Origin of the sequence: Pectinatus haikarae (assembly GCF_050916305.1) — a bacterium.
GTDB lineage: Bacteria > Bacillota > Negativicutes > Selenomonadales > Selenomonadaceae > Pectinatus > Pectinatus haikarae.
On the sequence record NZ_CP116940.1, the window covers coordinates 1,664,943 to 1,690,525 of the forward strand.

General features: G+C 41.8%; 24 protein-coding genes. 14 read left to right on the plus strand and 10 right to left on the minus strand.

The genetic code is table 11. The features are described 5' to 3' along the window. Positions 1-19: 19 nt before the first annotated feature. The 5 genes from NXG61_RS08160 to NXG61_RS08180 all read left to right on the plus strand — a co-directional run bounded on the left by NXG61_RS08160 (position 20) and on the right by NXG61_RS08180 (position 6,508). Positions 20-1,480 (plus strand): menaquinone biosynthesis decarboxylase, encoded by a 1,461-nt coding sequence (locus NXG61_RS08160; RefSeq protein ID WP_196603749.1) that lies wholly within the window; start codon positions 20-22, stop codon positions 1,478-1,480. After that, positions 1,473-2,324 (plus strand): 4-hydroxybenzoate octaprenyltransferase, encoded by an 852-nt coding sequence (locus NXG61_RS08165; protein WP_307222444.1) that lies wholly within the window; start codon positions 1,473-1,475, stop codon positions 2,322-2,324. Before NXG61_RS08160 ends, NXG61_RS08165 begins: the two co-directional genes overlap by 8 nt. An 85-nt stretch (positions 2,325-2,409) precedes the next feature. After that, positions 2,410-3,273 (plus strand): bifunctional methylenetetrahydrofolate dehydrogenase/methenyltetrahydrofolate cyclohydrolase FolD, encoded by an 864-nt coding sequence (gene folD, locus NXG61_RS08170; protein ID WP_196603751.1) that lies wholly within the window; start codon positions 2,410-2,412, stop codon positions 3,271-3,273. A gap of 43 nt (positions 3,274-3,316) precedes the next feature. Beyond that, positions 3,317-4,984, plus strand: a complete 1,668-nt coding sequence (locus NXG61_RS08175; RefSeq protein ID WP_307222442.1) for a formate--tetrahydrofolate ligase — start codon at positions 3,317-3,319, stop codon at positions 4,982-4,984. Between the two features lie 255 nt (positions 4,985-5,239). Beyond that, on the plus strand, positions 5,240-6,508 hold the full coding sequence (locus NXG61_RS08180) for an HD-GYP domain-containing protein (protein WP_196603753.1): 1,269 nt from the start codon (positions 5,240-5,242) through the stop codon (positions 6,506-6,508). Between the two features lie 101 nt (positions 6,509-6,609). Here the strand turns inward: NXG61_RS08180 and NXG61_RS08185 are convergent, their stop codons facing one another. The 7 genes from NXG61_RS08185 to NXG61_RS08215 all read right to left on the minus strand — a co-directional run bounded on the left by NXG61_RS08185 (position 6,610) and on the right by NXG61_RS08215 (position 12,667). Next, positions 6,610-7,098, minus strand: coding sequence for an HD domain-containing protein (locus NXG61_RS08185; protein WP_307222439.1), 489 nt, complete (start codon positions 7,096-7,098; stop codon positions 6,610-6,612). A gap of 30 nt (positions 7,099-7,128) precedes the next feature. Further along, positions 7,129-7,962 (minus strand): Asp23/Gls24 family envelope stress response protein, encoded by an 834-nt coding sequence (locus tag NXG61_RS08190; RefSeq protein ID WP_196603755.1) that lies wholly within the window; start codon positions 7,960-7,962, stop codon positions 7,129-7,131. A 143-nt stretch (positions 7,963-8,105) separates the two neighbouring features. Beyond that, positions 8,106-8,366, minus strand: coding sequence for a stage V sporulation protein S (locus tag NXG61_RS08195; protein ID WP_132551342.1), 261 nt, complete (start codon positions 8,364-8,366; stop codon positions 8,106-8,108). 173 nt (positions 8,367-8,539) lie between these two features. After that, positions 8,540-9,325 carry a TIGR00282 family metallophosphoesterase gene (locus NXG61_RS08200; RefSeq protein WP_196603756.1) on the minus strand — a complete coding sequence of 262 codons (786 nt, stop codon included), beginning with the start codon at positions 9,323-9,325 and terminating at the stop codon, positions 8,540-8,542. Positions 9,326-9,528: 203 nt separating this feature from the next. Continuing rightward, positions 9,529-10,050, minus strand: a complete 522-nt coding sequence (locus NXG61_RS08205) for a hypothetical protein (RefSeq protein WP_196603757.1) — start codon at positions 10,048-10,050, stop codon at positions 9,529-9,531. Positions 10,051-10,178: 128 nt separating this feature from the next. Beyond that, on the minus strand, positions 10,179-11,723 hold the full coding sequence (gene rny / locus NXG61_RS08210; protein ID WP_196603758.1) for a ribonuclease Y: 1,545 nt from the start codon (positions 11,721-11,723) through the stop codon (positions 10,179-10,181). Positions 11,724-12,334: 611 nt separating this feature from the next. Continuing rightward, complete coding sequence (locus tag NXG61_RS08215; RefSeq protein ID WP_231038473.1) at positions 12,335-12,667, minus strand: winged helix-turn-helix transcriptional regulator; 333 nt, start codon at positions 12,665-12,667, stop codon at positions 12,335-12,337. A 313-nt stretch (positions 12,668-12,980) separates the two neighbouring features. Between NXG61_RS08215 and NXG61_RS08220 the strand changes: the two genes are divergently transcribed. Together NXG61_RS08220 and ygiD are read left to right on the plus strand one after the other, a co-directional pair. Continuing rightward, the gene (locus NXG61_RS08220; RefSeq protein ID WP_196603759.1) at positions 12,981-13,382 is read left to right on the plus strand and encodes a DoxX family protein; all 402 of its coding nucleotides are present in this window, start codon (positions 12,981-12,983) and stop codon (positions 13,380-13,382) included. Positions 13,383-13,403: 21 nt separating this feature from the next. Further along, positions 13,404-14,171, plus strand: coding sequence for a 4,5-DOPA dioxygenase extradiol (gene ygiD / locus NXG61_RS08225; RefSeq protein ID WP_307222435.1), 768 nt, complete (start codon positions 13,404-13,406; stop codon positions 14,169-14,171). 106 nt (positions 14,172-14,277) lie between these two features. Here ygiD and NXG61_RS08230 read toward each other — a convergent pair whose 3' ends face one another. Both NXG61_RS08230 and NXG61_RS08235 read right to left on the minus strand, forming a co-directional pair. Then, entirely contained in the window at positions 14,278-14,949 is a 672-nt protein-coding gene (locus NXG61_RS08230) for an NUDIX hydrolase (RefSeq protein ID WP_196603761.1), read from the minus strand. 253 nt (positions 14,950-15,202) lie between these two features. Further along, complete coding sequence (locus NXG61_RS08235) at positions 15,203-15,544, minus strand: cupin domain-containing protein (RefSeq protein WP_196603762.1); 342 nt, start codon at positions 15,542-15,544, stop codon at positions 15,203-15,205. Between the two features lie 102 nt (positions 15,545-15,646). Between NXG61_RS08235 and NXG61_RS08240 the strand changes: the two genes are divergently transcribed. The 6 genes from NXG61_RS08240 to NXG61_RS08265 all read left to right on the plus strand — a co-directional run bounded on the left by NXG61_RS08240 (position 15,647) and on the right by NXG61_RS08265 (position 22,879). Beyond that, entirely contained in the window at positions 15,647-16,405 is a 759-nt protein-coding gene (locus NXG61_RS08240; protein ID WP_196603763.1) for a YdcF family protein, read from the plus strand. 25 nt (positions 16,406-16,430) lie between these two features. After that, positions 16,431-17,774 carry an MATE family efflux transporter gene (locus NXG61_RS08245; protein WP_196603764.1) on the plus strand — a complete coding sequence of 448 codons (1,344 nt, stop codon included), beginning with the start codon at positions 16,431-16,433 and terminating at the stop codon, positions 17,772-17,774. 205 nt (positions 17,775-17,979) lie between these two features. Then, on the plus strand, positions 17,980-19,332 hold the full coding sequence (locus tag NXG61_RS08250; protein ID WP_307222433.1) for a phosphomannomutase: 1,353 nt from the start codon (positions 17,980-17,982) through the stop codon (positions 19,330-19,332). Between the two features lie 37 nt (positions 19,333-19,369). Beyond that, positions 19,370-20,272 carry a UTP--glucose-1-phosphate uridylyltransferase GalU gene (gene galU, locus NXG61_RS08255; RefSeq protein WP_196603767.1) on the plus strand — a complete coding sequence of 301 codons (903 nt, stop codon included), beginning with the start codon at positions 19,370-19,372 and terminating at the stop codon, positions 20,270-20,272. A gap of 174 nt (positions 20,273-20,446) precedes the next feature. Then, a complete protein-coding gene (locus NXG61_RS08260) occupies positions 20,447-21,919 on the plus strand; it encodes a glucose-6-phosphate isomerase (protein ID WP_307222430.1) in 1,473 nt (490 codons plus the stop codon). A 12-nt stretch (positions 21,920-21,931) separates the two neighbouring features. Beyond that, positions 21,932-22,879: a D-2-hydroxyacid dehydrogenase gene (locus NXG61_RS08265; protein ID WP_196603769.1), complete on the plus strand. Its 948-nt coding sequence runs from the start codon at positions 21,932-21,934 to the stop codon at positions 22,877-22,879. Positions 22,880-23,055: 176 nt separating this feature from the next. On the opposite strand, the gene NXG61_RS08270 is transcribed toward NXG61_RS08265, so the two are convergent. After that, the gene (locus tag NXG61_RS08270) at positions 23,056-23,358 is read right to left on the minus strand and encodes a helix-turn-helix domain-containing protein (RefSeq protein WP_196603770.1); all 303 of its coding nucleotides are present in this window, start codon (positions 23,356-23,358) and stop codon (positions 23,056-23,058) included. Positions 23,359-23,737: 379 nt separating this feature from the next. Here NXG61_RS08270 and NXG61_RS08275 point away from each other — a divergent pair, with 379 nt between their 5' ends. Beyond that, positions 23,738-25,462, plus strand: coding sequence for a methyl-accepting chemotaxis protein (locus tag NXG61_RS08275; RefSeq protein ID WP_196603771.1), 1,725 nt, complete (start codon positions 23,738-23,740; stop codon positions 25,460-25,462). The last annotated feature ends 121 nt before the right edge of the window (positions 25,463-25,583 follow it).

A 25,583-nucleotide genomic window follows, 5' to 3' on the forward strand; every position in this document is an offset into this window, starting at 1 on the left:
TGTGAAGAGAGGTTATATAATGGCTTTTGCTGATTTACGAGAATTCATCGCCGAACTTGAAAAACGGAATTTGTTAAAAAGAATACAGACTCCTGTTGATTGTTATCTGGAAATAACAGAGATAACAGATCGTGTATGCAAGATGGAGGGCAGTAAAAATGTCGCTTTGCTTTTTGAAAATGTAAAGGGGTATGATATACCTGTACTTATAAATGCTTTTGGCTCCATGGAACGCATGGCTATAGCTCTCGGCGTCGAAAAACTTGAGGAGGTTCCCGATGAGCTTCGTGAAATATTGAAGCTGCCCTATATATCGCTGCAGAGGAAGATGGATCTTATACATATTATTCCTATGGCGAGGAGAGCGATAAATTTCCCCAAATATGTAAAGAAGGCTCCCTGCAAGGAAATTATCATCAAGGACAGTCCTTCACTTGACAAGTTTCCTATACTGACCTGCTGGCCGCAGGACGGCGGACCTTTCATAACGCTGCCGCTTGTTTTTACGAAAAATCCCGTAACGGGTAAAAGAAATGTGGGCATGTATCGCCTGCAGAAGTACGACGGCAATACCACGGGGATGCACTGGCATATTCACAAGAACGGGGCCGAAAATTTTCGTGAATATAAGCGCTTGGGACATAATAAATTGGAAGCGGCAGTGGCCATAGGCACTGATCCGGTACTCACCTATGCGGCCACAGCACCTTTGCCGCGTGATGTGGATGAAATGGTTTTCGCCGGTTTTCTGCGCAAAAAATCCGTGGAAATGGTAAAATGTGAAACTGTTGACGTTGAAGTTCCCGCTTCAAGCGAAATTGTTCTGGAAGGTTATGTCAATATCGATGAGTTCCGCCGTGAAGGGCCTTTCGGTGACCATACCGGTTATTATTCGCTGGCAGATGATTATCCCGTATTTCATATAACGTGCATCACTCACCGCAAAGATCCTGTTTATGCCGCCACTATAGTGGGCAAGCCGCCTATGGAGGATTGTTATATAGCCAAAGCTACAGAACGTATATTCCTGCCTCTTATGCAGCAGATGATGCCTGAAATAGTTGATATCAATTGCCCGCTGGAAGGTGTGTTTCACAATTGCATGATGATATCCATCAAAAAAACTTATCCGCAGCAGGCAAAAAAGGTAATGCAGGCTATCTGGGGTATGGGGCAGGCGATGTTCACAAAAATGATCATCGTTGTAGATGAACATGTCAATGTGCAGGACGCCAAGGAAGTCTGGTGGCGCGTGTATAATAATATTGACGCCAAACAGGATATCGTGATGGTGGAAGGACCGTTGGACGTGCTCGATCATTCTTCGCCTATGCCGAAGTGGGGGACAAAAATAGGTATCGATGCCACGAAGACATGGCCTGAGGAAGGGCATACGCGTGAGTGGCCGGATGAAATAACTATGTCGGACGAAGTCAAAAATGCGGTAGATCAAAAATGGAAGGATCTTGGTCTTGAGTAAAATATCCGCCCATATTAATAATATCGCGCTTCATCATACTATCTTTGCGCTGCCGTTTGCTTATATGGGGGCTTTTCTGGCAGCCGGCGGCCTTCCGTCGCTGCATGATTTTATTTTTATAACGCTTGCGATGGTAGGGGCCAGAAGCTGCGCCATGGTTCTTGATAATATGATTGATTTGAAATATGATCGTCTGCAGCCGCGCCTGGCAAAAAGACCTATGGTTACAGGTGAGGTGAAACCGCGGGAGGCTGTGCTGCTTTTATTTGCAAGCATGGCGGTTTTTTTGTTTGCCGCACTGCAGCTGGCTCCGATATGCATATATCTGGCACCGCCTGCTGTCATAGTTTTGCTGTTATATCCTTATACGAAAAGATTTACGTTCCTGTGCCACTTTGTGCTGGGCGGGGCGCTGGCAATGGCTCCTATCGGCAGCTACATAGCTATAACAAATACCTTGTCGCTGCCCGTTATTTTCCTCGGGCTGGGTGTTTGTCTTTGGATAGGCGGATTTGATGCCATCTATGGCAGTCAGGACGAAGCTTTTGATAAAGCGCATGGACTGTATTCATTGGCAACGAGGTTCACTGCCCGCAGAGTGTTTTCTATAATTTCTTTTGTACATGCCGCCAGTGTAGGCTGTTTCATTCTGGTCGGTGTGCTGTATAAGCTCTCCTTTATCTATTATATAGGCATTATAATGGCGGTTCTGACACTTTTTTATCAGCATTCGATAGTTTCTTCTGCTGATTACAGCCGTCTTACACAGGTCTATTTTATGCGCAATGGTATAGTTTCTATTGTCATTTTTATTTTTACGGCAATCAGCATACTGGCGGGTTAAGACATATGAAAGATTATAATTATACCGGAAAAAGCCAGACAATATTACATTATTGATAAATTTAATCAGCTTATGGAGGTAATCAATGTCCGCCACTATTTTATGGGGCAAGTTATATGCCGAAAAACTTAAGAGCGAAGCCAGAGCGAAGATAATTGAACTGTCCGAAAAAACGGGTATAGCTCCCGGCTTGGCTGTAATAATAGTCGGAGGTAATCCGGCATCACAAGTTTATGTGAGAAATAAGCACAAAACGTGCGAAGAGATGGGGATAAATTCGCAGATAGTAGCGCTTGCCGAAAATACAGGACGGCAGGAGCTTATAGATAATATAGAAAAGTTGAACAATGACAAAGGTATTCATGGTATTTTATTGCAGCTGCCCTTGCCAAAAGGCTTGCAAAAATATGAAAATGAATTTCTTTATAAGATTTCTCCTGTAAAGGATGTGGACGGTTTTCATCCGATAAATGCCGGACGTTTATCCATCGGTGAGAAATGCATGGTTCCGTGTACACCGCTTGGCTGTATCAAAATGATGGAATTGGCTGATATTCCCATAGAAGGGAAAAAGGCAGTGATTATCGGTAGAAGCAATATTGTCGGCAAACCGATGGCAAATCTGCTTTTGGCAAGGAACGCAACAGTTACGGTTTGCCATTCACATACGGCTGATTTGGCAAAAATAGCTGCTGAGGCTGATATATTGGTAGCAGCTGTGGGCCGGCCGAATTTTGTCACTGCGGATATGGTAAAATCAGGCGCGGTAGTTATTGATGTCGGAATAAACCGCATTGCGCCGAAAAAAATAACGGGCGATGTCGATTTCGATAATGTGAAGGAAAAGGCCGGTTTTATAACGCCTGTTCCGGGAGGCGTGGGGCTTTTAACTATAGCTATGCTCATGCATAACACTGTAGAAGCAGCAAAAATGCAGCTTTTGCCTTGAATGACGGTAAAGGCAGCAGTAATAAACGGGAGGTAGACAGCTGGTGAAAACTGATGTAGAAATTGCTCAGGAAACAAAAATGGACAATATAAAGAATATTGCCGCTCAGCTTGATCTGGATGAAGATGATCTTGAGCTGTACGGGAAATATAAGGCGAAAATCTCTATAAATACATGGAAAAAAATAAAAAATAAGAAGAACGGCAAACTTATATTGGTGACAGCCATCAATCCGACTCCGGCGGGAGAAGGAAAGACAACCACCAGTATAGGACTTGGCGATGCACTGCATTCTTTAGGGAAAAAAACAGCGATGTCACTGCGGGAGCCTTCGCTTGGACCGTGCTTTGGAATAAAGGGCGGTGCTGCGGGAGGCGGTTATGCGCAGGTAGTTCCTATGGAAGATATCAATCTGCATTTTACGGGCGATTTTCATGCACTGACCTCAGCGCATAATCTTTTGGCGGCTGTTCTTGATAATCATCTTCAGCAGGGAAATGCGCTGGATATAGATGTAAGGACCATAACCTGGCGGCGCGTGGTCGATCTGAACGACCGAGCCCTGAGAAATATTATTTGTGGTTTGGGCGGCAAGGCTCATGGTGTGCCGAGAGAAACCGGTTTTGATATTACGGTAGCCTCTGAATTGATGGCTATTTTATGTCTGGCTGATGATCTGCAGGATGTGAAAAAACGTATAGGCAGCATCGTCGTTGCATATAATCATGCAGGCGAGCCTGTCCGTGCGGATGATCTTAAGGTCACCGGTGCGCTGGCATTGCTCCTGAAAGATGCCATCAAGCCAAATCTTGTCCAGTCTCTGGAAAAAACACCGGCATTTATTCATGGCGGGCCGTTTGCCAATATAGCGCACGGCTGCAACAGTGTACTGGCGACAAAGTATGCACTGAAACTGGCTGATTATGTAGTAACGGAAGCAGGTTTTGGTGCTGATCTGGGAGCAGAAAAATTTATTGATATAAAATGCCGTGCGGCAGGTTTGAAGCCGGATGCTGTGGTGATAGTCGCCACTGTCAGAGCATTGAAGATGCATGGCGGGCTGCCCAAGCAGGAGCTTGCAAAACCTGATCTGAAGGCTCTTGAGGCCGGCATGGAAAATTTATGCAAGCATATTGAAAATATCAAGATGTTCGGTCTGCCTGCTGTGGTGGCTATAAATAGATTTCCCACCGATACGGAAGAAGAAATTGCTTTTTTGGAAAATAGTTGTAAGAAACTCGGCGCGGAATTTTCCTTATCTACAGTATTTACCGACGGCAGCAAGGGAGCGGTTGATTTAGCGGGGAAGGTCATGCGGGCAGCTGATAGAGAATCTTCACTGCAATTTCCCTATACTGTCGAAATGTCGATAAGGGAAAAAATAAATGCTGTAGCGGAAAAAATATATGGGGCAGATGGTGTAGATTATACGGCAGCTGCAGATAAAATGATTGCTCAAATGGAAAAGCTGAATTTTGCGCATCTTCCTGTATGTATGGCAAAAACTCAGTATTCCCTCAGTGATGATATGACGAAATTGGGAAGACCTAAAGGTTTTAGGATAACTGTCAGAGAAATGCGTCTTTGTGCGGGGGCCGGGTTTATTGTTGCACTTGCCGGCAATATTCTTACCATGCCGGGGCTGCCAAAGAAGCCGGCTGCGGAAAATATGGATATAGACAGCAGCGGGAAAATAACGGGATTGTTCTGAGCACGGAGTTTTTTAAAACCGAATAACTCAAAAAGAAAAATTATGAAAGCCGGACAATATACGTCTGGCTTTTATTTATGATACATGGTAATATTTTTGTATGACCTCCTGGAGAGGCAGGATGCGAAAGCATAAAAAAGGACTTTGGAGGAATGATTGATCATATTGAACAGGCACATGGGGAAAGATAGTTTATCCGTGCGGTTTGACTGATCGTTATTCCTTAATATCGAGCGACAGGATAGAGGCTATATTATGAAAATATATCATGGTAACTCATTGAATCTTATGAGAGCGTTATCCATGGCACTGGAACTTTTATCAGTAAATCTGTCATTTCATCATTGGCGTGTGGCTATTATTGCAATGGCGATTGCCGAAGAAATGAAACTTCCTTATAAAATGAGTGCGACTCTTTTGCAGGCATCCCTCTTACATGATATAGGAGCGGCACCGAATTGGAATACGCGCGTGAAACTGCGTTCAGGCAAAAATTATGAAGAAAAGAAAATAGGACAGCGCTACGCTTTACATGCCTATGACGGTTATGCCTGTCTGAAAAATTCTCATTATTTTGGAGAACTGGCCGGGATAATACTGCATCATCATGAAAATTGGCAGGATACTATCGGAAAAACTGATGTACCGCTTCAATCAAGAATATTGCGCCTGGCCGATTATGTGGAGGTGCATATAGACCCTAAAAAGCATATACTATTGCAAGTTAGGGATATTACAGAATGTATCAAAAAGGGGAACGGGATCTTATTTTCACCGGAAGTAGTGCAATGCTTCCTAAGTGTTTCCCGCACGGAAAATTTTTGGCTCAACATAACCGATAGAGCCTATGCGGACTTTTTCTTTAAAAAAAATGAAGCATATGGTATGGCTAATACCTACACAGAAAATGATGTAATTGATATAGCGGAAACTTTTGCGGCAATTATCGATCAGACGAGTGAATTTACCTACAATCATTCTTGCAGTGTGGCTAAAATAGCCGTATTTTTGGCTGCCAAGAAGGGATTCAGCGACAATGAACTTAAGGATATGATGGTTGCGGGACTTCTGCATGATATAGGCAAGCTTTCCATTCCAAATGAGGTGCTGGAAAAACCCGGCAAGCTCAGTGATGCTGAATTTGCCCTGATACATCAGCATACATATTACACTTACTGGATATTGAGGCAGATCGATGGTTTTGAACAGATAGCAGAATGGGCCGCCTATCATCATGAGTGTCTTGATGGTTCCGGTTATCCATTTCATCTTCAGGCTGAGGCGTTGACACTGGGGTCAAGGATAATGGCTGTGGCGGATATATTCGTCGCTCTTCGTGAAGACAGGCCCTATAGACCGGGGCTGCCGCAGGGAGAAATATTGTGTATAATAAAAAAAATGGCGGAAAATTTTAAGTTGGACAAAAATTTGGTGGAACTTTTGGCAGATAATTATAAAACGGCCACTTTTTTGGTCAGCGGCAGTGAAACGGGTATTGATCTGCGGAAAGAAAATATTATCTGAGCAAGTAGAAAACTGATTGCAGATAAGAAAGAGCTGTTTTTCATAAGCTGGACTTGAAAATCCAGTTGATGAAGAACAGCTCTTTGTGCAATAAGAATTTTTTAAAAAACAAACATGTCACGGCATATTTTGCGGCCGCATTCCGTGCAAAATAATTTATTATAAACTGATTTTATGGCATTTGCCGGCAATGAATCTTCGTAGCTGTTGACGAGAAAATCGGCCTCTACCAGTATCTGATAGTCTTTGCCATCAATTTTATCATAAGTATGGTGATGAGCGATAAGATAGACAACACGCTCTATTATATCCTCATCGGCATTCAGAGATTGAAGAAGCTCTTTAGCAGGGGCAGGACCTTCCTGCTCTTGCAGTGTTCCGTTGCAGGAACCGTATTTTTCCTCTGCCGGTTTGATACCTATATCATGCATCAGAGCGGCTACTTCCAAAATGTACTGCTGTTTTTGGGAAAGTTTCTCAGCATTGCCTATCAGAGAGGCATACGCATAAACTTTCGTAAAATGCTGTATCCGTTTAGGGTCGCCCTGAAAATATTCTATCATTTTCTGAAAAACTTGGTCCTTAGTCATTGAACGAAAATCCTCTCTGACTTAAGCATCTTATACAGAAATGCGCAGAGCCTTAACGGTAATATTCACATTCTGTACAATCATGCCTGTCATATACTCTATAGTAGTTTTAATTTTTCGCTGTAATTCTTTTAATAAGGTAGGTATATGCTTGCCGTAAAGCAAAATAACTTTGAATGAGACACTTATTCCCTGATCTTCCGCATCCTTGAAAATATGATCGATGTGAATGCCGAATAATTTGTCAACGGATTGTTTATTGGCGGCAATTTGGGAAACAATGGACAATATTGCCGAATCGTCAATTATAAGACGTCCATAATAGCTGAAGATAGGACGGACGATTGATTTTTCGCCCAGTCTGCGGCGCCGGGTACGGGATTTTTTGAAAAAAGACTGCATCGGGTCTATAAGAAACCCTGAAAAGTGCGGTTTGAGCTCAATAGTCGGTACAGGTATTATATGCTTGCCTTCTTTCATTCGGCAAACATGTGCTTTTTGCATTTCGGCTCTGGTAGCAATGTCCTCAATATTAATTATTTTAGAAATAAAAGGCAGTGCCAATATTTTGCAGATTTTATGCGCCATATTTTCTGAAGTGCCTAAGATGAGAATACGGCGGGGGTTTTCTCTGTTGATGGCAGCCCTCACCTCTTCCGCATGGCCGGGAAGGATAAATATAGCTCTTCTTACTGCCATTATTTTGCTGGACTCTCTTTTAGCCGAATGGCCGGCTATTATCTTTCCGTCTTTGATCAGAATGCCGTCATCTATTATAGCATCTGCCTTATTTTCATGGGCAACTATTAGTGCACGATGGCTTTTGCCTGTGCCGCTCGGGCCCACTAAAGCGATAACATCCATCTTTTGCTGCTCCTTAATACATTTTTGGAAATTTGTATGCTTTAACAGCAATTTTCAAGCTGTGCTGCAGCAATTAAAAATATTATATAATAAAAACAGCTGTTTATCAATAAAATGCTGTTTTCAGCCGCACGGAAAATGGTTCAGCGCGGTTCAACAATAAGTTTTATTGCAGTGCGCTCTTCTCCATCTATTTCAATATCAGTGAAAGCTGGTATGCAGATCAGATCAATACCGTGGGGGGCAACGAAGCCTCTGGCTATGGCGATGGCTTTTACTGCCTGGTTTATTGCCCCGGCGCCGATGGCCTGCATTTCGGCACTTTTGGTTTCGCGCAAAACTCCGGCTAATGCTCCGGCAACAGAATTGGGATTAGATTTAGCTGATACTTTTAATACTTCCATCATTAGCACACTCCCTATAATATAACTAAACTACATATGTACAGTAGAGTATTCGCTAAAAAAAATACATTCCCTTTATTTAAAAAAACACAGCTGGTAGTATAAAGAACAGAGGTCTTATTTTTTAGTATGAATAGCAGAAAAATCTGTTACATATAATGAATGGCAAGCGATCATTCATATGCTTCATTGATCAGTATACGTTCAAGATGTACAGCTTTATTGGTTTTATCATCAATATTCACGGCGAGCGCACTGAAAACAGCTGGACCTTCGGCTGTTTCGAAACGCACGGGACGGCAGGTTTTAAAACGCTCTATTATGGCATCTTTTTCCATGCCGAGTACGGATACCCGCGGTCCGACCATGCCCAGATCAGTTATATAGGCTGTCCCCTGGGGCAGCAGCTGTTCATCCGCTGTCTGAACGTGTGTATGTGTGCCGACAACACATGTTACCCTGCCGTCCAAATACCAGCCCATAGCTATTTTTTCAGAGGTAGTTTCAGCATGGAAATCAAGAATGATTATGTCACATTCTCTGGTCAGTTTTTTTAATATTTGATCAACTTTTTGAAAGGGACAATCCATCGGCGGCATAAAAGCTCTTCCTGACAGATTGAGCACTCCTATATTTTTGGCTTTTAGCGGATAGATACAAAAGCCCTTACCGGGCGCAGGATCGGGATAATTGGCCGGGCGGATCAGAAAAGGTTCCTGATCAATAAAGTTTACTATTTCCTTTTTGTCCCATATATGATTGCCCGAAGTTATAATATCGGCACCGGCACGGTAAAGCTCGTCCAGCGTGTTTTTCGTTATACCTCTGCCGGCAGCGGAATTTTCGCCATTTATGATGGCTACGTCAATACTTTTTTCTTTTTTGAGGGCAGGCAGATATTTTAATAATGCAGTGCGTCCTGTACGGCCGCAGATATCGCCGACTAATAATATATTCATTTATATCTCCATTTCGTGCAGTGATTGTGCACTGCAGTTTTTCTATTACAAATACAAGAAGCGGATATATTCACAAAGTATATTGTAAACGTATCCGCCTCTTAATAAGTAAAAACGATTTATTTGGAAGATGGGCAGTGAACCGCGCCGGCAATTTCTGATTTTCATGCGGAAAAATACCTGCTTCACCTAAAATAAGAGATTTATTTATTGAACACCAGAACACGGCCCTCTTCCCATAAGCCAATGATATGTTCACTAACATGATTGAGTTTTACATTACCGAGCATATGGTCAATGAGTTCTTCCTGTATGCTGTCATTATCGCCCTCTGCGCTGATACTGGCGCTGTCCTTGATGACTGCGTCACCGAAATGCTCATTCATAAGCTCGCTTATAAGTTTAATTTCATCTTGTGAAACAGTATCCATATCACGCAGAATATGCAAAAACAGGGTGTTTTCATGAACCTCTGTACTTATTGCAATTTCAGCGTCTTCTATCTTTTCAAGATAATGATAAGCAGAAATGCTGCTTACCAGAAGTTTTTTGAATTTCTCAAACTCATCGGACAGGACGACCTTATCCAAAGTAAATGTAAGTTTGAGTGTATCTGTTTCCGGATCAAAACTTATCGTACCGATTTCAGGATACCGCAGGAGAAGCGATACCAATAAGTTCACGCCGTCCATATTAACTGGTTTTTCCTGTTTCAATCTCTGCATGCTGTTCCACCACCTTTAGACTATAAGTCATATATATTATAGCAAGGCCGTATAATACAAGCAATAAAAGAATCAAAAAACAGGCATGCCAAACAAAAAAATTTGGAACATGCCTGCCAGTTTAATTATTATTTTGCATAATCTACTACGCGTGTTTCACGAATCACGGTAACCTTGATTTGACCAGGGTATTCAAGTTCTCCTTCGACTTTTTTGACTATGTCGTGAGCAAGACCCACAGAAGTGATATCATCTATTTTATCAGGTTTGACCATAATTCTTATTTCGCGGCCTGCCTGAATAGCAAATGAACGATCAACGCCTTCGAATGATTCGGCGATCTCTTCCAGACGTGTAAGTCTCTTAAGATATGATTCCAAACTTTCGCGGCGTGCTCCCGGACGTGCTGCTGAAATTGCATCGGCAGCCGCAACAAGAACAGCTTCTACAGTGCGGGGCTCTTCATCGCCATGATGTGCGGCTATTGCATTTACTATATTTGCCGATTCACGGTATTTGCGCGCCAGATCAGCACCTATGGTCACATGAGATCCTTCAACTTCATGATCGACAGCCTTGCCTATATCATGCAGGATGGCTGCCCTTTTGGCGAAGGGAACATCCACTCCAAGCTCAGCTGCCATGACTCCTGCCAGATGCGCAACTTCAATAGAATGGTTTAGAACATTCTGACCGTAGCTCGTCCGGTATTTTAATCTTCCGAGCAAGCGCACAAGTTCAGGATGAAGGCCGTGCACACCACTGTCAAAGGAAGCTTGTTCACCGGCCTCTTTGATACGCTGTTCAACTTCCTTCTTGGATTTTTCTACCATTTCTTCAATGCGAGCCGGATGAATACGACCATCGGTTATCAATTTCTCAAGTGCAATGCGGGCTATCTCTCTTCTGACAGGGTCAAAGCCAGACAGAATAACCGCTTCCGGTGTGTCGTCGATAATGAGATCTATACCTGTAAGTGTTTCCAGTGCGCGTATATTTCTTCCCTCACGGCCGATGATACGGCCCTTCATTTCGTCGTTGGGAAGAGCTACAACAGAAACCGTGGTTTCTGTTACCTGATCTGCGGCGCAGCGCTGAATGGCCTGGGCAATTATATTTTGAGCTTTCTTTTCGCCAGTATCCTTGGCCTGCTGTTCATATTCTTTTATCATTAATGCTTTGTCATGTTTTATGGCTGTTTCGGCATCTGCCAGCAGAATAGTCTTGGCTTCCTCTAAGGTGAGCCCGGATATGCGTTCCAGTTCAGCCAATTGCCTTTCATGCATCGTATTGACTGATTCACGCGTTTTATCGATTTCGTTTTCCTTACGGGAAAGAACAGATTCTTTCTTTTCCAAGCCTTCTATCTTACGGTCGAGATTTTCCTCTTTCTGCATTAGACGGCGTTCCTGTCTTTGAAGTTCACTGCGTCTTTCCCGTGTTTCGCGTTCCAGTTCCTGCCGTAAACGATGTGTTTCCTCTTTGGCTTCGATAATCGATTCCTTTTTTCTGGTTTCAATATCTTTTTGCGCGGAGTCAATAATACGTTTAGCTTCAACTTCTGCAGAACCGATGGTTTCCTCAGCTTTTTTCTTGCGCATGACATAACCAGCAGCAAAACCAAGAATAATGGCAATAACAGCTGCTAAAATTATCTCAATTATAATTTTCATCCCCCTTTCTTTTTTTGTTTGTATTTCTGTGTAATATTAAAGAAATACATTATCTTTCAATTGCAATTTACAAGTATTAAAATATTACTTGACAGTGATCTGTTAACCACTTCAGGCAAAGACACTGTACCATGTTTATATTATTGTCGAAAATAATATCCGCAATCCTATGGTTATAAAGTAATGCCTCTTTTTTATGCGGACTGATATCCGCCGATAATTCAGATGCAAAAGCATAAAAAAGTCAGACACACCACAGGTATATAATTTCTATATGCAGGCGTATTTGAGAGACACGTCTGGACTTAAAATTTTATTTATCCACAATTCAACAGTTTCTCCGGCAATTTATTCTACCACTTACGACACAGAATAATCCTTGCCATATTGGTCTAACATACTATATCACATAGTGAATATTTTAAAGGTTTTTGCAGTTAGTGTCAAGATGGCGGCAGACAGCATTCTTACCTAGATAAAGCGAACATGCAAGCCTGACAAAAATATGCACTGAATGAAAAAACCTCTGCTATTGTTATATAATGAATCACAATAACAGAGGTTTTGGGAAAGCGATTTTGGCTTTAAAAGCAAGATATTTATCCATGAGATTATTCAGATTTTTTCTGTTTGATAATTATCCATTTTTCGGCCCACTGCTGTACTTGCTCAAGTGCTTTTTCCAGATCCCTTCCCTTTTCTGTGAGACTGTATTCAATTTTTACGGGGATTTCAGGATAGACACTGCGGATAATGATACCCTGATGTTCCAGTTCCTTCATTCTATCGGCAAGTACCTTGGCGCTTATATGCGGGATTATATCGGTCAAATCAGAAAAACGTTTGGGTCCGTCAAGCAGACATCTTATAATGAGCCCCGTCCATTTTTTGCCCAACAATTCAAAGGCAAGTTCATAACGCGGGCACAATGAAAACTTAATCATAATGTTTCATCTCCTTTTATAGATATATAATAGCATATCTACTTGACAAAAGTAAGTACATATTGTATTATGCTTACATAAAGTTATTAAGAAATATTTTATAACAAACATTTAAATAATAATTAACATACAAAAGGGGAGATGTAAATGCAGCAGAATATGAAGCTTTTGCGAGAGTGTGAGTGGCAGTAAATGATTTTAGAAAGGCAGCTGGGGCAGAAAAATGAACTAAAAAAGATTTGATGTTTAATTTTGACGGTGTTATATTTTTGCAGAATACAAATTGAAATAATATTAAAAGGGAGTTTTTAAAATGACATACAGATATTATGAAGCAAGTTTATTTTTATTAAGAATTGTTTTGGGGATCACCTTCTTAGTGCATGGCATTCAAAAAATAACAAATTTTGACAGTATCATACAATATTTTGCATCAGCAGGGCTGCCGGGTTTCCTGCCCTATTTTGCGGCTGCTGTTGAAACCGGCGGTGGAATTCTTCTGATTCTTGGTCTGCTGACAAGATTAGCAGGATTGGCTGTTACTGCATTGATGATTGGTGCTATACTTACAGTAAAGCTGGAAGCAGGATTTATAGGCGGGTACGAATTGGATGTGATGTATATGGCTGTCGCGATTGCTCTTATATTATCGGGAAGTCATATATATGCGCTGGATAATCTGCTGCAGAAATATTGGAATAGAAATAGTAATTGACACAATGAAAGGTGTGAAAAAATGGGAAAAATGCCGGTCCTGTTTGTCGGACATGGATCACCAATGAATGCTATTGAGGATAATGAGTTTTCTTTAAGGTGGCATTCCTTGCCGGAGCTTATACCTGAGCCTAAAGCTATTTTATCCATATCAGCACATTGGTATACTGACGGAACCAGAATATCTACGGCGGCTGAGCCAAAGACTATTTATGACATGTATGGTTTTCCAAAAGAACTGTACGAAGTCAGGTACCCGGTGAAGGGTGCGCCGGAGCTTGCGCGGCATACCGGCGGAATAATATCTGCCGCGGTTGCTGAAGATAACACATGGGGCATAGATCATGGAACATGGTCTGTTTTGCATAGAATGTATCCTAAAGCTGATATTCCGGTGTATCAGCTGAGTGTTGATAAGAATGCTTCACCTGAGCAGCATATGCAGATAGGCAAAGAGCTGGCTTCTTTGCGTGACGATGGTGTACTGATATTTGCCAGCGGTAATGTGGTGCATAATTTGGCACTTGTGGATTGGGAAATGCCGGGAGGGCATAGCTGGGCCAAAATTTTTGACAGCTTTATTAAACAAAAAATCGCTGCCAAGGAGTATAAGGCTGTTCTGGATTATAAACAGGCGGGCGAAAGCGCACGACTTGCGTTTTTTTCTCCGGATCATTTTTACCCGCTGCTTTATGCCATAGGCGCTTCTGCAAACGAGGACAAGCTGACAGTATTTAATGAAGGCTGCACATTGGGCGCGCTGTCTATGACCAGTTACCTGTGGGGATGATAAACATTGCGTGAAAAATCAAAAGGTATGCTGCATTCAAATGATACAGCATACCTTTTTGATGTGCAGATAGCAAACTTTTTTTTTAAAGCTGGTATTAATTCCGTCAATTGACACTATCTGGAAAGAGCTTGACACAGATATCGTGAAGGATTCGTGCGGTCAGGCCCCAGATGATGCCTTCATTTGTTTCGTAAACGAAGACACGCTGGCGGAAGCTGCCCCATGGTTTTTGGTAGTGTGCAGGAAGTCCTAATTCTTTTACCGGGAGCAGATTTACCGTTTCATTTTTGTCATTGATATAGGACGGATGATTTTTGACTAATACACTGTAAACCTTTGGCGGATGTTCTTGAAAAAAGGATATGGGAATCGTGAAGGCATGATCAACCTCTGAAAAGCTGGGGGTTAGATCAGTAAAAGCAAAATCAGTTGTTCCCACAAATGTATCAATAGTTTTGCCCAATGGGACGACAAGCGTATCAAGCTGACCGAGAATAGAGATCTTTTCAGCAGGAATGCCGAGCTCTTCGTGTGTTTCACGCAGGGCAGTGTGCCGCAGGGAAGTATCCTTTCGCGGATCAAATTTGCCCCCGGGAAAGCATATTTCTCCCCCCTGTGAAATGGCAGGGCTTCTTTTCTGCAATAGAAAATGGTATTCATCATTTACGGACATAAGCAGGGCAAGCACAGCAGCATTTATATATTCCTCTTTTCCCTGAATACCGGGAAAAGGAGGAAGAAGTTTTTTCAAATTTTTTAATGCTTTATTTTGCATAGTTTGCACTCCGACATGAAGTTATTTTGAGAAAAGCACTGAGACTGATATGATCGATAAGGAAAAATATATGGAAATGGAATATATTTATAATATTTTGTTTGAAATCTGCAGCAATTATAAAAGACAGGAATATTACGGAGCGAATATCCTTAGAACATTGCAAGGACGTATTTTTTATCAGATGGTGATAAAAAATACGTCCTTATTATAATCAATATAGGTAAGTATGTGAAAAGGATTAAGGGTTTTTTTATTCGTTTATGATCAGGGCAATGAAAACAAGATCTTTGCCGGCGGTATTTTCTATGCCATGGTATTCACCTTCGGGACAGAATGTTGTGTCGCCTTCTTCGACTGTTATCTGCGTTCCATTATCATTATACAGACCGGAACCGGCTATTATATGATAAGTTTCGTTGTTTCCTTTATGCTGGTGATAGCCGAGAGAGCAGCCCGGTTCCAGAGTGACTTTTGCGAACATCTGGCATTTGTCCTTCATTTCGGCAGGAGTTATTAAATTTTCTATCAGAATGTGTCCCTTGCCGCCGGCTTTTTTTTCTGCACGAATAATTTCCTGTTTTTTTATCAACATGTTGAAACGCCTCTTTTGCTAAATTTGATTATTATATGTTAATATGTACTTAAGTAATATTTCTATATTGATGTGAAATATCCTTTTGGGGGAATATATCCAATGATTTATTTGCTGAAGTTCGGTGCCAGTTTTATACTGCCGCCGGGAATTTTTGTTATATTGCTGATATTACTGGCAAGAGGATGCTGGAAGACATATAAAAGAAGGACAGCAATAAAAATTTTTGTGATAGCTTTTTTACTGTACCTGACATCGACTGGATGGGTGGCGCAGAAAATGGTAAGTGCTTTGGAGAACGAATATAATCCGCCTGTTTATCCGACCGGTGATGCCATTATAATGCTGGGCGGCGGTGCGACTCTGGATACGCCTGATGTAAGCGGAGCGGGAGAGCTGCGCAGTATTCCCGCCAATCGCCTTCTCACTGCGGTAAGACTGCAGCACAGGCTGGGCGTGCCCATCCTTGTGTCAGGCGGGCAGGTATATGAAGACAGTGGAAAGGAAGCTGTTATAGCAAAACGTCTTTTGATGGATTTGGGAGTTGCGGAAAATAAGATACTGGTTGAGGATAAGAGTCTGAATACTAAACAAAACGCGCAGTTTTCTGCTGAGATATTGCGTGAGCATGAACTTTATGAACCTATTTTGGTGACTTCAGCTTTTCATATGAAACGCGCCGTACTTAATTTTGAGCAGGAGGATGTACATATAACACCTTATCCAGCTGATTACATGGAGAATAAAAATCAGGTGTTCCATTATAATAAACTGGCACCTTCAGCTGATGCTCTGGCGGACACGGAAATGGCGCTGCAGGAGAATTTGCGGTTTTGGGTGACAAAATATCTGAAATACTGAGATCAGGAATAATCGGTGAATTTAAATGACAAAAGATTTGACTAAAGGCGGTCCGGCGGGATTGATATTTACTTTTGCGATACCTCTTGTTGCCGGCAATATTTTTCAGCAGCTGTATCTTTTGGTGGATACGCTCATTGTGGGAAGGTTTTTGGGTGTAAGTGCATTGGCCGCGGTTGGCTGTGTGGGCGGACTAATGTTTTTGATGGTTGGATTTGTTCTCGGTTTTACAAATGGACTTGCTATTTATACGGGGCAGAGATTTGGCGCGGGCGATATGGAGGGAGTGCGCAAAAGTGCGGCTGCCTGTTTAGCGATAAGTGTCGGTATGGCCGTTATTTTAACAGCTTTAGGCATTATAACGGCAAGACCAATGCTTATTTTTATGCAGACACCGCCGGAAGTTCTGGATATGGCCTATTCATTTATCAGTATCATATACGGAGGAATAGCGGTAACTATAGTTTTCAACATGATGATGAATTTTATCAGAGCATTAGGCGACAGCAGAACACCCTTATATTTTCTTGTGTTCAGCACGATCGCCAATATATTGCTGGAGCTGATATTTATACCGGTGATGGGATGGGGTATAGCAGGCGCGGCAGCCGCGACAGTGATATGTCAAATAATGTCAGCAGTGCTTTGTTTTTCATATATTGTGAAAAAAATGCCTTTACTCAGAGTGGGCAGAGATGACTGGCATTTATCCTGTCACTTTATTTGGCAGCATTTGCGGATCGGGCTGCCTATGGGATTTCAGGCTTCGATCATAGCGGTGGGAGCGATTATTCTGCAGATTTCTCTGAATGATTTGGGAGAGCTTGCGATAGCTGCCTATGCTGCCGCGCAAAAGATAGATATGATAGCGGTGATGCCGATGATGTCTTTTGGTATGGCTATGGCGGCATATACCGCGCAGAATCATGGCGCGAAAAAATTTGACCGTATAGATAAGGGCGTAAATAAATGTATTCTTATGTCCGGTGGTTTCGCTCTTTTTATAGGCTTCATTTTGATCAATTTTGGACCGGCTATGCTGGAACAATTTGTCGGCAGCGAGGAGACACAGGTTATAGAATACGGTCATTTATACTTGATAGTAAATGGGATCAGTTATATAATTTTGTCGTTGCTTTTTATTTACCGGTTCACACTGCAGGGGCTGGGGCAAAGTGTTGTTCCAACGATTGCCGGGGTCATGGAATTATTGATGCGTGTCGTGGCTGCTGTTGCTTTGGTTAATACATGGGGCTATATAGGGGCATGTCTTGCCAATCCGCTGGCATGGATCGGTTCATGTCTGCCGCTTGCTGTTATGTATTATTATACACGCCGCAGTCTGCGCAAGGCATACATGCTTGATTGAGATTTACTGTATGGACAGGAGGGATAATTGAAAAAAGGTCTGTTTGGTGGCTTTTTTTGTTTTTGGTAAACGTTTAATAAAAAGACAGGAAAAGTATTTCGGCCTCTTATTTTTAGAGGGGATTTTTGTGTTTGCAACGAAATATAATATATCGAATATTTGTCCTGCAATGAGTGTTCAGGAATTTGAGAAAGGATGATTAATTATGGAATTAAAGCGCACAGCCTTCAAGGCTTATGATATCCGCGGGAAATATCCAGAGGAAGTGAATGAGGAATTAGCTTATCGTGTTGGGAGAGTATTTGCTGACACGCTGAAAAGCAAAAAAGTAGCGGTAGGTCATGACATCAGATTGTCAGGTCCGAAGATAAAAGACGCACTGGTGCGAGGACTGAATGAAATGGGCTGCGACGTGGTGGATATAGGTCAGTGCGGTACGGAAATGATTTATTTTACTACGTATTTTTTAAAACTGGACGGAGGTATAATGATAACGGCAAGCCATAATCCAAAGGATTACAATGGAATGAAGCTTGTGCGTGAAGGGGCTCGGCCTATAAGCTCCGATACCGGACTGAAGGAAATAGAGGACAGAGTCATAGCTGGTGAATTAGGAAGTATATCGGATCAAAAGGGCAGCATTGTAAAAAAGGATATAATGGCAGATTACGTTGAACATATTATTGGTTATGCCGACAAAAAAGCACTCAAACCATTGAGGGTAGTGGTAAATGCAGGAAACGGTGCGGCAGGGCCTATACTTGACGTGATGGAAAAATATTTGCCGTTTGAATTTATAAAAGTAAATAATGAACCGGACGGCAGCTTTCCGAATGGAGTACCGAATCCGATACTGCTGGAAAATCGCGAAACTACGGCTCAGGCGGTGCGTGAAAATAAAGCTGACCTGGGGGTTGCCTGGGACGGAGACTTTGACCGCTGTTTTATTTTCGATGAAAAAGGTGCGATGATAGAAGGCTATTATATAGTGGGGTTTTTGGCCAAAGCCTTCCTGCAGAGAGAAGCAGGAGCAAAAATAATTTATGATCCGCGGCTTATATGGAATACTATTGAGATAGTGGAAGAAGCCGGCGGTATCCCTGTTATGTGCAAAAGCGGGCATGCCTTTATCAAGGATATGATGCGTAAGGAAAATGCCGTATACGGCGGTGAGATGTCAGCACATAATTATTTTCGAGAATTTACATTCTGTGACAGCGGTATGATCACATGGCTTTTGGTGGCGGAACTGATGTCAAAGGCAGAGCAGCCTCTTTCTCAAATGCTGGCCGAGCGGATGGAAAAATACCCGATAAGCGGCGAAATAAACAGTACGGTAAAAGATGCCGGAGCAGTTATGGAGAAAATTGAAAAAATCTATGGCAGTAAGGGAAAAATCGACAGGACCGACGGTTTTAGTGTTGCCTACGATAATTGGCGGTTTAACTTAAGGATTTCCAATACCGAACCTGTCATCAGGCTGAATGTGGAGTCACGCGGCGATAAGAAACTGCTTTCAGAAAAAACAAAGGAACTTCTTTTGGTTATAAGAGGATAATATACGGTACAAAATATTATATTGGTGGTAATAATCAATGCAGAAAAAGATCAGAAAAGCTATTATTCCAGCGGCAGGATTAGGTACACGATTCCTGCCGGCAACGAAGGCCCAGCCGAAGGAAATGCTGCCGATAGTGGATAAACCGGCTATTCAGTTTATCATCGAAGAAGCTATCGCATCCGGGATAGAAGAAATTTTAGTCATAACAGGACGGAACAAGCGTTCTATTGAGGATCATTTTGATCGTTCACTGGAACTGGAATTGCAATTAAAAGCCAAGGGTAAATATGAAATGCTCAAGACCATCGAGGAAATATCGAGCATATCACTGCATTTCATACGACAGAAGGAAGCCCGCGGTTTGGGGCATGCAGTCTTGTGCGCCAAGCAGTTTGTCGGTGATGAACCCTTCGCTGTTCTGCTCGGCGATGATCTTGTAGATGCTGAAGTGCCATGTCTTGCCCAGCTTATAAAAGCTTATGATGATCTGGGCGGAAGCATTCTGGGAGTGCAAAAGGTTCCGCATTCACAGGTGTGCAATTATGGGATAGTTGATCCAATACGTGTCAAGGATAATGTATGGCTGGCGAAGAATCTCGTTGAAAAGCCGATATTGGAAAAGGCTCCTTCTGATTTGGCCGTCTTGGGACGATATATACTGGTTCCGCAGATCTTTGATATTTTGGAACATACTACACCCGGCAGCGGTAATGAAATACAACTTACGGATGCGATATGCGAATTGAGCAGCAAACAAAAAGTATTTGCCCTGAATTTTTCAGGCAGACGCTACGATATCGGTGATAAAGAGGGATTTTTAGAAGCTACGGTGGAGTATGCTTTGAAAAGGCCTGAATTGCGTGACCGATTTATGGCATATATGCTCAGGACAATGGGACCGCTTTTAAAGGCAGAAAAAGGTATATCAGAAGAATGATGGGTTGAAGGCAGATCGTGGTGATGGTTGCCGCAAGTGATTTTTGACGGAAAATATTCCGTTTAAAATAAATGGTGTATCAGTAAAACGCCGCCGGTTAAAAAATATTTTGTCCGTGCGCTTTAGGTTAGGCAGAGGGTATATCAGAATTTATTTATGAGAGGGGTTACGAAAATGAGTTTGAAATTGGAATCCGGTTTTGAATTTGACTATGAAAATCTTCTGGGGGACGGATGCGTGACAAAAGAAGATGTGTCCGCATTGCTGCCGGAATTAAAGAAAGCACATGAGGCTATGGATGTCATGCGCAGGACAGGTGTGATACGCGGCCATTTATCGAAGGACGGCACACCGGAAAAAGTATTGTTTAGTCAGCTGCCGTATATTGAAAAAGGAAATTTAAATTCACCGGAATCAGTGGCCCGTCTTAAAAAATTCGGTGAATCAGCGAGAAATCGTGTGGATGCTGTAGTTTCGCTCGGCATAGGCGGTTCTTTTTTAGGCAATAAGGTATTGTTTGACGTACAGTGCGGCAGCTTTTGGAATTTGAAAACACGTGAAGAAAGAAAGGGGTATCCTAAGGTATTTTTCAGCGGCAACAATATTGATCCGCGCAGTACAAAGGATCTGATCGATTATATAAAATACGCAGCCGATATGTCGGTGCATCATGATAAAAAAAATTCGCGTAAGTATAAGGTTATGCTCATATGTATATCGAAATCCGGTGGTACATTGGATACCATGTCCAATTTCATGGTTATTTACGATGCTTTAAAGAAAAATAAAAACGTTAAAGTTGAAGTTGTTGCTGTTACTGATCCCAATGAAGAAAAACCGACTTTGTTGAAAAAAATGGCGATGGAAAATAAATGGGAAAGTTTTGCAGTTCCGGATGGAGTGGGGGGCCGTTTTACTATTTTCTGCGAAGTCGGGCTTGTGCTGGCAGCTGTTGTCGGTTTTGATATCGAAGCATTCCTCGAAGGCGCAAGAAATATGGACAAGGCCTGTCAAAATAACGATATATGGCAGAATCCGGCGATGTTGAATGCAGCATTAAAATTCATTGCTGCTAAAAAATATGGACGGGATGAGGAAGTGATGATGCCTTACGGTGATTATCTTGAATCGGTTTCCATGTGGTATATACAGCTGCTGGCTGAGTCTTTGGGCAAGCAGTTCAATAAGGAAGGCAAAGAGGTATGCTATGGACGAACACCGATAGTGGCACTTGGTACAAGAGACATGCACTCTCAAACACAGCAGCATCAGGAAGGCAAGCTTAATAAAATTGTTCAGTTTATTCGTATAGAAAAATGGGCAAATGATCTAGCCGTGCCAAACGTATTCCCGACTGTGCAGAAACTTGCTGATATTTCCGGTGTTACAATGGGACAGGCACTGGAAGTAGCTCGTCAGTCCAATGCCGATGCACTTATATCTAATAATAGATTCAATGCACTTTTTAGTCTGCCGAAATTAAATGCGTATTATTTGGGTGAACTGTTGTATATGCTGGCAATGTCAATTTCCTATGAAGGTGAATTGGCTGATGTAGATGCCTTTAACCAACCCGGCGTCGAAGCATATAAAAAGATTATGGGGCCTAAGCTTCAGCAGGTAAAAGCCCAGCAAGCCGAAAAATAGGAGTTGAAAATCATGCATGTTCTGGTTATGATGTCATTGAAGGAAAGACACAGAAACTATCTGGAAGGCAAAGGGAAAAAATGCAGTTTTATTTATGCCCGCCAGCCTACTGACGGACAGTTGGCACAGGCCGATATTATTATAGGCAATCCGCCTGTAGACAGAATGAACAATGCAGCAGCTCTCAAATGGATTCAGCTGAACAGTGCCGGAGCACAAAACTATTGTCGCAGCGGTGTGCTGCGAAAGGGCGTAATGCTGACCAATGCCACAGGTGCATATGGTTTGGCCATATCAGAGTATATGCTGGCTGTATTGCTGGCAATGCAAAAGAAATTATATGTTTATCATGATAATCAAAAAAATCATTTGTGGCAGGATGAGGGAGAAGTAGCTTCCGTCGCCGGGTCATCAGTGCTTGTTTTGGGGCTCGGTGATATAGGCAGAAGTTTCGCTAAAAAAGTGAAAGCGTTAGGTGCTTTTGTTGTTGGCATCAAACGGCGGCCGTCAGTGAAACCAGAATATGTTGATGAGTTGTTTACTATGAATGATCTGGATGAATGTCTGCAAAAAGCGGATATTGTGGTAAACAGCCTGCCCGGGACGGATGCCACATATCATCTGCTCGGCAAGGAAAAATTTTCTTTGATGAAAAAAGGAACTTTTTTCATTAATATAGGCAGAGGCACTTCTGTAATAACAGATGATATGTGTGATGCCGTTATGTGCGGACAACTGGCGGGGGCTGCCGTTGATGTGACAGATCCGGAACCGCTGCCAAGAGATCATATTATGTGGCAGATCAAAAATATTCATATTACACCGCATACGGCAGGTCAGTATCATTTACCCGCTACTTTGGACAACATAGTAAAAATTGCCGGTGATAATCTGGAAAAATTTTTAAAAAATGATAAATTAATGAATGAAGTTGATTTTTCAACAGGCTATAAAAAATGAATTTCTAAAAATTATTACAGCAAAGACACAATATACTAAAAGCGCGGATTTTTCCGCGCTTTTAGTATATTTGTCAATAAATAAATTAATAATAGATGAGCAGAAAACTAAATAAACAAAAAGAAATGCCGTAAAGTGATTTGTTCCCGCTGCAATGTTATATAACGTCCAACATGTCATTTTTTCATTAATTCCAGAAATGACTGCAGAGCGCGTCTTTGCTCCGGTGTTAAAGTTTTTGCGACATTAATGAGAGATTCAATGTCAAGCGGAATTGCCACTGTTTCATCGGAAAAAAAATCGTGCAGACTGATACCCAACCCATTGCATATTTTTCGCAGCGAATCAACGGTCGGCTGCTTTTTTCCCAATTCAATCTGCCGGACAAATCCCTGTGACAGATCAGATGTAATGGCAAGCTTGTTGGTGCTGTACCCTTTTAATTTGCGTAATTCGGTAATTCGTTTAGCTACGTTCATTTTGAGCCACCCTAAAATAATTCTATGGTAATAATTAATAATAATATAGCATATAATCCTGGAAAACTATTAATTCTATAGTATTGACAAAGTAAGTCTATAGAATTATAATTGACCGTGTATGAGAGAAGATGATAGTCAGATAACTGAAAAATATGAGAATTTATTTCGCAATAGAATTGTTGTATAGTGAAGTCGATGATTTTAGGTGCGATGTACATATGCAGCTGAATAACGCTGTGGCAAGCTGAAAAATGCATATCTGCATTCATGCAGTAGTACGAGTATGATTTGTTTCAAGTTCTCTTATTAGGTTTATCTGATTATCTGTCTGTCAGGTAATAGCAAAGACTATTTAAATTTGAAGGATGTGCATTGAATGGCTTGGTTGGATAACTTGAAAGTTGTACAAAAATTGGCATTGTTGGTAATAGTTCTATTGGCAGCTGTTGTAGTTGTTGGCGGTACAGGCTACTATTTTCTGGGCAAGGCTGATGATGCTCTTGAACAGATGTATAATGAAAAGATGAAGGCAACAAATTTACTTATTGATAATAGAAATCACTCCAGAGCTATACAGGCAGATACATTTAATCTTATGCTTGACAATAATAAACAGACGAGTGATCTGCTTATGAAAGACATAGATGAAAGAACAAAAATTTTCAGTGATAATTTGGATAAAGTTGCCGATTTGAATTTGACAAGTGAACAAAAATCAAGAATTGATAAGGTAAGGGCAGATTTTGCGGAATATCATGCGGTGCGGAATAAAGTTTTAGATTTGGCTGTACAAAATAAGGATGCAGAAGCATATGCGCTGTATATACAGCAGGGAAAACCGTTGATGGAAAGATTCAGCAAGGAACTTACAGATTCTTCTAATAAGATGAATGAAGATGCGGCTGCAATGAATGAAGACAGCAAAAAACAATTTGCTTTCGCCAGCAAATTGTTTTTTGCGATTGTCGCGGCTGCGGTTATTTTGGGAGTTTGGCTGGGGTGGCTTATTACGCGGCGCATTCAAAAAAGATTGAAGGACGTTGTGGAACATTTGGAAATAATAGCCAAAGGAGATTTTTCCATAAACGTTTCAGCAGACAACCTGAATGATAGAAGTGAATTTGGCAATGTATCAAGAGCCGTAGCTGAAATGAATAAAAATATAAAAACACTGATCAGCCATCTTATGAATACGGCGCAGCAGCTGGCGGCCTCATCGGAAGAACTGACAGCAAGTGCTGAGCAATCGGCACAGGCTTCTAATCAGGTCGCCGGATCAGTAGCCGAAGTCGCCCACGGAGCAGAAAAGCAGTTGGATCTTGCCAATAATGCAACCGCCGTGGCAGAACAGATTTCAACTGCAATACAACAGGTGTCCTCAAATACAGAGGTAGTTTCATTATCTTCTGAAAAAACTGCGACAGCCGCAAATGGCGGTGAAGAGGCAATAAAGCAGGCAGTTGCTCAGATGAGCGTCATTGAACAGAAAACAAATGATACTTCCGGAGTGATCAGTGAATTAGAGGAAAAATCGAAACGTATAGGCAAAATAGTAGATGTGATTTCTGCTATCTCGGGACAGACAAATCTTTTGGCATTAAATGCGGCAATAGAGGCTGCCAGAGCCGGAGAGGCAGGTAAAGGATTTGCGGTAGTTGCAGAGGAAGTCAGAAAGCTGGCTGAACAGTCGCAGGATGCGGCAAAACAGATAACAGAGCTTATAAATGAAGTGCAGTTAAAGACTGATAACGCAGTTAAGTTTATGGATGACGGTAAAAAAGAAGTCGAATCAGGTGCTAAAGTGGTATCGGCTGCCGGAAAAAGCTTTGAAGCAATCTTGCTGATGGTAAGGGAAATGACGGGGCAGATACATGAAATATCAGCAGCAGTCCAGGAAATAACAGGCAGTGCCCATCATGTGGTGAATACTGTGCAGGGAATTAATGATGAAAGCCGGAAAACTTCCGAGCAGACTCAGACTATTTCTGCGGCTACGGAGGAACAGTCGGCATCAGTGGAAGAAATTGCCTCATCAAGCCAGCATTTAGCAAAAATGGCTGATGATCTGCAAAATTCGATTGGAGCATTTAAAGTTTCCTAAAAGATTGTATATTTAATTCGCATATGTTTTAAGCATAAAATATCCTGTGGTGGTATTTTATGCTTTTTTTCTGTAAAAAAATAACCGGAATAAGATTTTACACCAGCTTATTCCGGTATTT